A 9,043-nucleotide genomic window follows, 5' to 3' on the forward strand; every position below is an offset into this window, starting at 1 on the left:
GTTGTCGACGTAGCACTCGACCGCGACCGGAGCGCCGACTCGTTTGCGGATCAGGCGTTTGACGACGACGACCCGCTCACGGCCCGCGTGACGCAGCCGTACCTCGTCGCCGACGCGGACCGAATGGGCGGGCTTGACGCGTTCGCCGTTCACACGGACGTGCCCACCGCGGCAGGCGGTGGCACCCATCGAACGCGTCTTGACGAGGCGGACGGACCAGATCCAGCTGTCGATCCGCACGTTCTCGCCGCTCGCCGGGCGAGCGGCCTCGGCGGCGGCCGCGGCGTCCGCGCCCGCCTTGCCGTCCGTGCCCGCCTTGCCGTCCGTGCGCGCTTTGCGGTCCGCACCGTCCGGGGTCCGGCCCGCACCGCCCGCCTCCCCCGCGGTGCCCGCGTTGTCGTCCGCGCCCTCAGAAGCCATGTGTCCGACCTTAACGCCGTTGGGTCGGCCACTCGGCGGGATTTCCGCCGGTACACCGCCTGCACCCAATCCGCCGATCACCGGCCGTACCGTGGAGGCATGAACAGCAGCCTGGCCGAGCTCGACGCGCGGATCACGGGATGCGGGGCGTGCCCGCGGCTGGTCGCGTGGCGGGAGGAGGTGGCCCGTACGAAGCGGGCCGCCTTCGCCGAGTGGACGTACTGGGGGCGTCCGGTGCCCGGGTTCGGACCGGCCGACGCGTCCCTGCTGATCGTGGGGCTCGCGCCCGCGGCGCACGGGGCGAACCGGACGGGACGGATGTTCACCGGTGACCGGTCGGGGGACGTGCTGTACGCGGCGCTGCACGATGTGGGGCTGGCATCGCGGGGGACCGCGGTGAGCGCCGACGACGGCCTGGAGCTGTACGGCGTGCGGATCACCTCGCCCGTGCACTGCGCCCCGCCCGCCAACCAGCCGACGCCCGGGGAACGGGACGCCTGCCGCCCGTGGCTGATCAGTGAGCTGGAGCTGTTGCGGCCGACGCTGCGGGCTGTCGTGGTGCTCGGCGCCTTCGGCTGGCAGGCCGCGCTGCCGGCGTTCGTCGGCGCCGGATGGTCGGTGCCCCGGCCACGACCCGCCTTCGCGCACGGCGCACGGATCACGCTGGACGGACGGCCGCGTCCGCTCGACCTCTTCGGCTGCTTCCATGTCAGTCAGCGCAACACCTTCACGGGCCGGCTCACCCCCGCGATGCTGCGGGACGTCCTGCGCACGGCGGCGCGGGCCGCGGGTCTGCCCACCACGCCGGACGAGCCGTAGCGGCGGCGGTGGGCGCGGAACAGCGGAAAACTGGGCTGCTGACGGAGGCCGACGCCGTCTAGGCTCGCGCGAATGGGCCTGTATCCGGAGATCGAACCGTACGACCAGGGCATGCTCGACGTGGGCGACGGCAACCACGTGTACTGGGAGGTCTGCGGCAATCCGCGGGGCAAGCCCGCGGTGATGCTGCACGGCGGACCGGGTTCGGGCAGCAACCCGCACTTCCGGCGCTACTTCGACCCGGCCGCGTACCGCATCGTCCTGCTGGACCAGCGCGGCTGCGGACGGTCCACACCGCACGCGAGCGCGTACGACACCGATATGAGCGTCAACACGACGGCGCACGTCATCGCCGACCTGGAGCGGCTGCGACAGCACCTCCTGATCGAGCGGTGGCTGGTGTGGGGGATCTCGTGGGGCTCGGTGCTCGGACTGCGGTACGCGCAGACGCACCCCGGTGCCGTGTCCGAGCTGGTGCTGACCGCCGTCGCGACCGGGTCGAACCGTGAGGTGGCCCTGTTGACCAGGGGGCTCGGGCAGTTCTTCCCCGAGGCCTTCGAGCGGTTCCTCGCGGAGCTGCCCGTGGCCGAGCGCGACGGGAACCTGGCGGCGGCGTACAACCGGCTGATGGAGTCACCCGACCCCGAGGTCCGGGCACGGGCGGCACGGGCCTGGACCGACTGGGAGACGGCGATGGCACCCGCTCCGCCGCGTTCGATCCCCCACTACGAGGACCCGGTGTTCCGCATGGGCTTCGCCCGCACGGTCACGCACTACTGGGGCAACGACCACTTCCTCGGCGAGGGCAACGACGAGGGCGTGGTCCTGCGGGACGCCCCGCTCCTGAAGGACATCCCCGGCACCGTCGTCCAGGGCAGCCTCGACCCGGGCAACCTGCTCGGCACCGTATGGCGCCTCCACCAGGCCTGGCCCGGGAGCGAGTTGATCGTCGTCGACGAGGTCGGACACACCGCGGGCGCGCCGGGCATGGTGGACGCGCTGGTGGCGGCGACGGACAGGTACGCGGCCCGGGGTGCTTGACGGCTGTCGCCTTGGATGGCCTCCGGGCGGCTCAGGTCAGCCTTCTCGGCCTTGGTTCGTCACCGCCGCCCGCCGAACTCCCAGTCGTGGACCTCGATGTCGGCATACCGCTCCGGGGTCAGGACGGCGCGTGCGGTGTCCGGGGCAGGGGCCCTGAGCAGCACAGCCGTACCCAGCCAGGTGACGCCGTCGTCGGACAGCAGCGGCCCGTACGCGATCAGCTCGTCCCGGTCGGGCGGCACGACCAGGTCGGCGGCCTCCCCCGAGCCGAGCCCGAGCACCAGGTACCGGTTGCCGCCGGTCCGGCCACCGGGGAAGTCCCACATGGTGCGCCCCAGCAGGTTGCGCCACCGGCGCAGCAGCACGTCCCGGTAGGCGCCGGCCTGGTAGTTGGGCTCGTCGAAGGCGAAAGCGCGGGCGGCGGCGGGGTCCGGCAGGTCGACGATGTGCACGCTGCCGGTGGGCGTCTCACCGTCCTCGGCGAAGGTCGGGCCGCGAGCGATCAACTCCTTGGCGTACCCGTCCATGTACGACCAGTGCTCTTCCAGCAGCTCCTCACGCAAGGTGACGGAGCCGGGCCGATCGCGGTGATAGCAGAAGTACTCCATGTCCCCACGTCCCTTTCCAACATGCGGCAGTACGAATCCAGTTGTGGCCTGCTCATCGCCGGCCATGGCGCTAGCGGCGGGCACGCGCCCGTTCTCCCGCCGACTGCACGAACTGCAACGCCAGCGTGGGCGGGGCCGGGGCGACACCCGGTCCGCCCGCCTCGGCCCACTCCACCATTTCGTCCGTGCAGTCGTCGCCCATCGACCAGCCGACCCAGACGGCTCGGCCTCCACGCCTGCGCCCCTCGCCCGACGGCTGGACGACCACGATGTTCGCCTGGTCGCACGGGCCGAGGCAGTCCGTCGTACGGACCGCGAGGCGTCCGCCGGAGGCCGCGGCCGCCGCGCGCAGCCGTTCCAGCTGGCCCTCGTGGTCGTAGCCGGGGTACTTGCGGGGATCACCGCAGCAGCAGCCGCGGCAGACGACGAGGGTGCAGGGGCGGTTCCGGGCGGCGCCGATCACCGTACGGGTGGTCATCGTTCTCCTTCCGGGCCGGGCTCCGATGCCGCGTCACTTTCGCCCCTTGCGTCACCGCTTTCGACGCACGTCACGTCACCGTCGCCGAGCTGGGCGGTGTCGCCGTCGTCGAGTTCCGTGCCGAAGAGATGCCGCACCGTCGACCGGTAGTTCGTCCGCACGTGGGCCAGCGCGTGGGCCCGGGCCCGTGCCGGGTCGCCGGAGGCGATGGCCTCGTACAACTCGCGGTGTTCGACGAGGAGCTGGGGCCACTCCTCGTTCCGGCGGGTCATCCAGCGAAGGCGGCCCGCGACGGGCTCCAGGGAGGCGGTCAGCAGGTTGTTGCCCGCCATCGCCACGATGCGGTCGTGGAGGCGGCTGTTGACGTCGGTGATCGTCTCCGCGTCCCCGGCCTCCGTCGCGGCGGCCGCCAGGTCGAGGAGTTCCTGGACCTCGGCCAGATCCTTGGGCGTCGCGCGTGCCGCGGCGAGCCCGGCGGCGTAGACCTCCAGCGCCTCGCGCAGTTCGAAGAGTTCCTTGACGTCGTTCGCGGTGAGCCGGCGTACGACCGTGCGGCGCGGTGTCTCGAAGTGGACGAACCCCTCTCCGACCAGCGCGCGGATCGCCTCGCGGACCGGGACGCGGGAGACCCCGAAGCGGTCGGCCAGCTCCCGCTCGACGAGGCGGTCACCGGGGCGGAGACGGCCCGCGATGATCTCCTGCCGCAGACTCGCCAGGACGCGTTCCCGAACGGCGCCCAGGGGTTCGATCTTCGTCATGGGCCCCATCTTCGTCGACTCCGGGGGTGATTTACGAAGCGTTAACAAGAGCGACATCGGTCGGAACTGTTGACGGGGGCACCATGTCCGCAGTTTGGTATACCAAACCCTCCGCGGTTGGTCCGCACGATTGTCCCTCCACGGTCACCCCCCACAACCGTCCTCCTCCGTCCCCTCGCTCATGGAGGCCCCGTGTCCCTCGCCGACCATGCCGAAGCAACGGGAACAGCCGCATTCGTCCCCGATCCCCGGCTCACCAACGAAGACCTCGCGCCTGCGGGCAAGCGGAACTGGAAGGTCTTCGACCTCTTCGCGATGTGGATGTCGGACGTCCACAACCTCGGCAACTACACGTTCGCCGCGGGCCTGCTGGTCCTCGGCATGAACGTGTGGCAGGTCTTCACGTCCCTGCTCGTCGGCTTCGTGCTCATCTACATCGGCATGAACTGGATGGGGAGGATCGGGCAGCGCCACGGCGTGCCCTTCCCCGTCGTCAGCCGCATCAGCTTCGGCGTCTGGGGCGCCAACATCCCGGCGCTGATCAGGGCCGTGATCGCCATCATGTGGTACGGCATCCAGACCTACCTCGCGTCCGTCGCCGTCAACGTGATGCTGCTGGCCGCCTGGCCCGGCCTGGAGTCCTGGACCCACAGCTCCTTCCTGGGCCTGCACGCGCTCGGCTGGGTCTCCTTCCTCTCCCTGTGGCTCCTCCAGGCGCTGATCATCAGCCAGGGCATGGAGTCGGTGCGGAAGTTCCAGGACTTCTGCGGTCCCGCCATCTGGGTCGTGATGATCGCGCTCGCCGTGTGGGTCCTTGCCAAGGCCGGCTGGACCATCTCGCTGACCTCGACCCCGCACCCGGTCTCCGCCGGTGAGCAGTGGCGGCAGTGGTTCGGCGCGATCGGGCTGATCCTCGCCACGTACGGCACCCTGATGCTGAACTTCTGCGACTTCTCGCGCTTCGCGCCCGACTACCGGACCGTCAAGCGGGGCAACTTCTGGGGCCTGCCCATCAACTCCACGGCCTTCGTGGTCGTGTCGGTCATCGTCACGGCCGGCTCGCTGGAGGTGTTCGGCGAGGCCATCACCGACCCGGCGGAGCTCGTCGCCAAGGTCGGCAACACCTGGGTGCTCGTCCTGGCCGCGCTGACCTTCGCCATCGCCACCATGGGCGTCAACATCGTCGCCAACTTCGTCTCCCCGGCGTACGACCTCGCCAACGTCTGGCCGCAGAAGATCACGTTCAAGGTCGGCGGCATGATCAGCACGGTCGCCGCGCTGGTCGTGACCCCGTGGAACCTCTTCTCCAACCCCACAGTCGTCAACTACTTCCTCGGCGGCCTGGGCGCCTTCCTGGGCCCGCTGTTCGGTGTGATCATGCTCGACTACTTCTGGGTCAAGCACGGACGCATCGACGTCGACGAGCTCTTCAACGCCGAGCCCGGTTCCCGCTACTACTACCGCAAGGGCGTCAACCCCAAGGCACTGTGGGCGTTCCTGCCCGCTGCGGCGGTGTCGGCGGTGCTCGCGCTGGTGAAGGACTTCAACGCCGTCGCCCCCTACTCCTGGTTCATCGGAACGGCACTGGCCGCCGGGCTGTACGCCCTGCTCTGCCGCCCGGAGCGCGCCGCGGCCAAGGCGCCCGCGGCCGCCGAGCCCTCCGTGGAGGGCTGAGCGTGCGCATCGTCGTCACCAACTGCAACACCACGCAGGAGATGACCGAGGAGATCGTACGAGGTGCCCGGGCCGCCGCAGGCCCGGGCACCACCGTGACCGCGCTGACCCCGGCCTGGGGACCCGAGTCGGCGGAAGGCTGGCTCGACAGTTATCTCTCGGCCGCCGCCGTCCTCGACACGCTGCGGACGTACGACGAGCCGTACGACGCCGTCGTCATGGCCGGGTTCGGCGAACACGGACGCGAAGGCGCCCGGGAGCTCGTGGACGTTCCCGTCGTCGACATCACCGAGGCCGCCGCCCACTTCGCGTGCCTGCTCGGGCGGCGGTACGGGGTCGTCACCACGCTGGAACGGTCCTGCGGGCAGATCGAGGACAGCCTGGAGACGGCCGGGGTGGGGCGGAACTGCGCCGCCGTGGTCGGCACCGGGCTCGGTGTCCTCGACCTGGGGGACGAGTCGCGCACGGAGGAGGCGTTCGTCGCCGCCGCCGAACGAGCGCGCGACGCGGGTGCCGAGGTCCTCGTCCTCGGATGCGCGGGGATGACCGGGCTCCAGCGGACGGTCGGGGAGAAGCTGGGCCTGCCCGTCGTCGACGGGGTGAGCGCGGCCGTGAAGCTCGCCGAGTCGCTCGTGACCCTCGGGCTCACGACCAGCCGTGCGGGAAGCTACGCCAAGCCGCTGCCCAAGCGGCGGACCTGGGGACCACCGCCGGGCGAGGCTCCTCCACCGCGGTGATCACTGGGACGGCGCGTGTTCCGGGCCGACCGCCCTTCCCGCGGTGGGCCCGGGAACGACCGCCGTCGCCGTGATCTCCACGAGCTGGCCCGTGTAGCCAAGGCAGGCCACGCCGAGCAGCGTCGAGGAGTGCGGGCCGGTGCGCAGGCCGGAGGCCTCGACCACCTCCCAGACCGCGGAGAGGACCGCGGTCTCGCCGCTCACGACGTACACGTCGGTCGACACGACGTGCGCGAAGTCGCTGCCGACCGCGCGCAGCTGCTCGCCGAGGTTCGCGAGCACCTGCTCGGCCTGCCGTACCGGATCGCCCTCGCCGACGAGGTTCCCTTCCGCGTCGAGAGGCACGGAACCGGCGAGGAACGCCAGCTTCGCCCCCGCCTCGACGACGGAAGCGTGCGAGTACAGCGGCGGTGGGAAGAGACCGGGGACGGTGACCCGCTGGATCATGGAGGCTCCCAGGGACGACGGAAGGGCGACTCGCCAATCATGCGAACCCCAGGAGGCCTTCGCATCCGAATTCCGCGCCGCCGGTAATCAAGGGGGCGCCGGTGATCAAGGGTGAGGATTCGTCGGCGTAACGGACTCTCCACCCGCCAGCCGTCCTCACGCGCCAGCCGCTCGAACACACCGATCTTGTACGCGAGTCCTTCCGGCTCACCGATGTCACACCACCGGTGGGCCACGGCTCCCTCCGCCTCCCCTCGCACCAACGGCCGCCCCCGCATGGCGAGATGCAGGGCCAGCGTCGATCGCGCGTAGAGACGTATGGGCCACGTGTCGACGGCGAGGGTCCCGATCGGATCACCCGGGTCACCGGACGACCGGATCCAGTACCTCACGCGGTACTCCTCGTCCCGCGGGTGGGCGCGCCCTGCCGCACCCGCCGCAGGCGCAACTGCTTCTCGGCCGACACCGTCAGGGATCCAGGACCGACGCAGGTACCGAGGGCGCCCTCGGTGAGCGAGGCGAGGTCCCAGAGCCCGAACCGGCGTCCCTCACCGAAAGCGACAGGGGTCAGCAGGGGAGAGCCCGCCAGACGTGCGTGCACGCGTACTTCACCGGGAAGGTGGACCAAGCTGTTGGTCACCCATCCGCCTCTCGCACTCCTGCGCGAGGTTGGGGTGTGCCTCAGCGATGGCCGCGTAGATCCGCTGATCCAGCAACGCCACCGCTTCCGCCCGCCCCGTGGCCGCCGGTCCGCCTCCGGGAAGTCCGTCCAGGAGTCGGCCGTACTGGTTGACCAGCCGCTGCCGCAGGTAGTCGACCTTCCAGGGGTCGAGGGAGGCGCGGTCGGCGGGGCCGAGCGCGGCCGCCGGTGTGGCCCCTTGCTCGCCCACCACCCTCGTACCCGTACCCGTACCCGTACCCGTACCGGCACCCGCACCCTCGCCCCGCCCGGCCCCCGCCTCGATCCGCGCCCGGTGCTCGACGGCACGCAGCGCCAGCTTGCCCGGATCCAGCCGGGGCACGTCGAGGGGCTCGGTCCTGATCCGGTCCAGCACCTCCTCCTGCCGCCGCCACAGCGCGGCCCGAACCGCCTCCGACCGCCGCGCGGCGCCCTCCGCCACCACCCGGAACTCCTCACCGCGCTCGGCGGCCTCGACGCGCTCGGCGCGATACAACCGCGTGGGCGGCGCGGCCCTGAACCGCGGATTCAGAGCGAGCCGATCCGGCGGCCCCAGCAGCCGATACACCATTCCTCCGGTCCACCCGCGCGCCCTCAGCCCGGTCAGCGACACATACCGCCGCCCGTCCTCTTCGTAACCACCCATGGCTACCTCCCCCGTGACACAGCAGCACTCCACAGCTCGACCGTCACGCTCTGTGACGACATCTCCCATTGAAGCGCGCGCCACTGACAATCGGGCGGGGCGGGTCGCACGGCCCCCGAAACGAGGGCCGCAAGCTACCGTTGGAAATCGGGATCGCGACGAAGGGGGACCGGTGGAAGCCGAGTTGACGAGTCTGGCGGTGGCGGGCGCGACGGCGCTGGTGACCCAGATGGTGACGGACGGTTGGGAACACGCACGCGACCGCGTTGTCGCCTTCTTCACACGGGGCAGGGACGGCGAGGACGAGGTCGTCGAGGGGGAGCTTGAGGAGTCCCGAGCCGAGCTCGTCGCCGCCCGGGCCGCCGACGACGAGGAGACGGCGGCCGACGTGCAGGAGGAGTGGCGTATCCGCCTCCGCCGCGTCCTGCGCACCGACCCGTCGGCCGCCGCGGAACTCCAGGCACTCTTGGACGAGTTGAAGCACCCGGTCGACCAGCCCAAGGGCGCCGTCCACAACACCATCAGCGGCGGCGTACAGCACGGCGTCGTCATCCAGGCTCACACGACCGGTGACCTGACCATCGGGTGAACCCCGGCGACGAGCGAGAACACGGGTGACGGGACCATACGTCCCGATCCCCTCCTCTGATGTCCCGATCCCACTGGAAGAAGATCCAGTCCTCAAATCCCCTGGAGCGGATCAACGGCGAGATCAAGCGCCGCACCGACGTCGTGC

12 protein-coding genes and 1 pseudogene are annotated in these 9,043 nt (G+C 70.9%); 6 read left to right on the top strand and 7 right to left on the bottom strand.

Going from position 1 to position 9,043, the window contains the following annotated elements; translation table 11 throughout:
* Positions 1-420, bottom strand: a 420-nt coding sequence (locus FNH08_RS36245; RefSeq protein WP_152775779.1) for an RNA-binding S4 domain-containing protein, incomplete at its 3' end; no start/stop codon positions are given.
* A gap of 99 nt (positions 421-519) precedes the next feature.
* Between FNH08_RS36245 and FNH08_RS36250 the strand changes: the two genes are divergently transcribed.
* On the top strand, positions 520-1,239 hold the full coding sequence (locus FNH08_RS36250; protein WP_152775780.1) for a uracil-DNA glycosylase: 720 nt from the start codon (positions 520-522) through the stop codon (positions 1,237-1,239).
* A gap of 72 nt (positions 1,240-1,311) precedes the next feature.
* Entirely contained in the window at positions 1,312-2,280 is a 969-nt protein-coding gene (gene pip / locus FNH08_RS36255) for a prolyl aminopeptidase (protein WP_152775781.1), read from the top strand.
* A 59-nt stretch (positions 2,281-2,339) separates the two neighbouring features.
* Here the strand turns inward: pip and FNH08_RS36260 are convergent, their stop codons facing one another.
* From FNH08_RS36260 to FNH08_RS36270, 3 genes are all read right to left on the bottom strand, one after another.
* On the bottom strand, positions 2,340-2,888 hold the full coding sequence (locus FNH08_RS36260) for a YciI family protein (RefSeq protein WP_152775782.1): 549 nt from the start codon (positions 2,886-2,888) through the stop codon (positions 2,340-2,342).
* A 70-nt stretch (positions 2,889-2,958) separates the two neighbouring features.
* Entirely contained in the window at positions 2,959-3,366 is a 408-nt protein-coding gene (locus FNH08_RS36265) for a (2Fe-2S) ferredoxin domain-containing protein (protein WP_152775783.1), read from the bottom strand.
* Positions 3,363-4,124 carry a GntR family transcriptional regulator gene (locus FNH08_RS36270; protein ID WP_228034563.1) on the bottom strand — a complete coding sequence of 254 codons (762 nt, stop codon included), beginning with the start codon at positions 4,122-4,124 and terminating at the stop codon, positions 3,363-3,365. The genes FNH08_RS36265 and FNH08_RS36270 overlap by 4 nt, the downstream gene beginning before the upstream one ends.
* Before the next feature lie 192 nt (positions 4,125-4,316).
* Between FNH08_RS36270 and FNH08_RS36275 the strand changes: the two genes are divergently transcribed.
* Positions 4,317-5,798, top strand: a complete 1,482-nt coding sequence (locus FNH08_RS36275; protein ID WP_322726059.1) for an NCS1 family nucleobase:cation symporter-1 — start codon at positions 4,317-4,319, stop codon at positions 5,796-5,798.
* Between the two features lie 2 nt (positions 5,799-5,800).
* The gene (locus FNH08_RS36280; protein WP_322726060.1) at positions 5,801-6,535 is read left to right on the top strand and encodes an aspartate/glutamate racemase family protein; all 735 of its coding nucleotides are present in this window, start codon (positions 5,801-5,803) and stop codon (positions 6,533-6,535) included.
* On the opposite strand, the gene FNH08_RS36285 is transcribed toward FNH08_RS36280, so the two are convergent.
* The 3 genes from FNH08_RS36285 to FNH08_RS36295 all read right to left on the bottom strand — a co-directional run bounded on the left by FNH08_RS36285 (position 6,536) and on the right by FNH08_RS36295 (position 8,307).
* Positions 6,536-6,982: a RidA family protein gene (locus tag FNH08_RS36285; protein WP_152775784.1), complete on the bottom strand. Its 447-nt coding sequence runs from the start codon at positions 6,980-6,982 to the stop codon at positions 6,536-6,538.
* Positions 6,983-7,370: 388 nt separating this feature from the next.
* Positions 7,371-7,583 (bottom strand): hypothetical protein, encoded by a 213-nt coding sequence (locus FNH08_RS36290; protein WP_152775785.1) that lies wholly within the window; start codon positions 7,581-7,583, stop codon positions 7,371-7,373.
* 7 nt (positions 7,584-7,590) lie between these two features.
* Positions 7,591-8,307: a hypothetical protein gene (locus FNH08_RS36295; protein WP_228034564.1), complete on the bottom strand. Its 717-nt coding sequence runs from the start codon at positions 8,305-8,307 to the stop codon at positions 7,591-7,593.
* A 172-nt stretch (positions 8,308-8,479) separates the two neighbouring features.
* On the opposite strand from FNH08_RS36295, the gene FNH08_RS36300 reads away from it, so the two are divergent.
* Together FNH08_RS36300 and FNH08_RS36305 are read left to right on the top strand one after the other, a co-directional pair.
* The gene (locus FNH08_RS36300) at positions 8,480-8,896 is read left to right on the top strand and encodes a hypothetical protein (RefSeq protein ID WP_322726061.1); all 417 of its coding nucleotides are present in this window, start codon (positions 8,480-8,482) and stop codon (positions 8,894-8,896) included.
* A 71-nt stretch (positions 8,897-8,967) separates the two neighbouring features.
* Positions 8,968-9,043, top strand: a pseudogene (locus tag FNH08_RS36305) (transposase); the annotation flags it as partial.

It is taken from the genome of Streptomyces spongiae (assembly GCF_009377185.1).
In the GTDB taxonomy this organism is placed as follows: domain Bacteria; phylum Actinomycetota; class Actinomycetes; order Streptomycetales; family Streptomycetaceae; genus Streptomyces; species Streptomyces spongiae.

Excerpts from the sequence above, each read along its gene's own strand:
- FNH08_RS36270 (WP_228034563.1), bottom strand. The coding sequence starts at position 4,124 with ATGACGAAGATCGAACCCCTGGGCGCCGTTCGGGAACGCGTCCTGGCG.
- FNH08_RS36285 (WP_152775784.1), bottom strand. The coding sequence starts at position 6,982 with ATGATCCAGCGGGTCACCGTCCCCGGTCTCTTCCCACCGCCGCTGTAC.
- FNH08_RS36265 (WP_152775783.1), bottom strand. The coding sequence starts at position 3,366 with ATGACCACCCGTACGGTGATCGGCGCCGCCCGGAACCGCCCCTGCACC.
- pip (WP_152775781.1), top strand. The coding sequence starts at position 1,312 with ATGGGCCTGTATCCGGAGATCGAACCGTACGACCAGGGCATGCTCGAC.
- FNH08_RS36260 (WP_152775782.1), bottom strand. The coding sequence starts at position 2,888 with ATGGAGTACTTCTGCTATCACCGCGATCGGCCCGGCTCCGTCACCTTG.
- FNH08_RS36295 (WP_228034564.1), bottom strand. The coding sequence starts at position 8,307 with ATGGGTGGTTACGAAGAGGACGGGCGGCGGTATGTGTCGCTGACCGGG.
- FNH08_RS36250 (WP_152775780.1), top strand. The coding sequence starts at position 520 with ATGAACAGCAGCCTGGCCGAGCTCGACGCGCGGATCACGGGATGCGGG.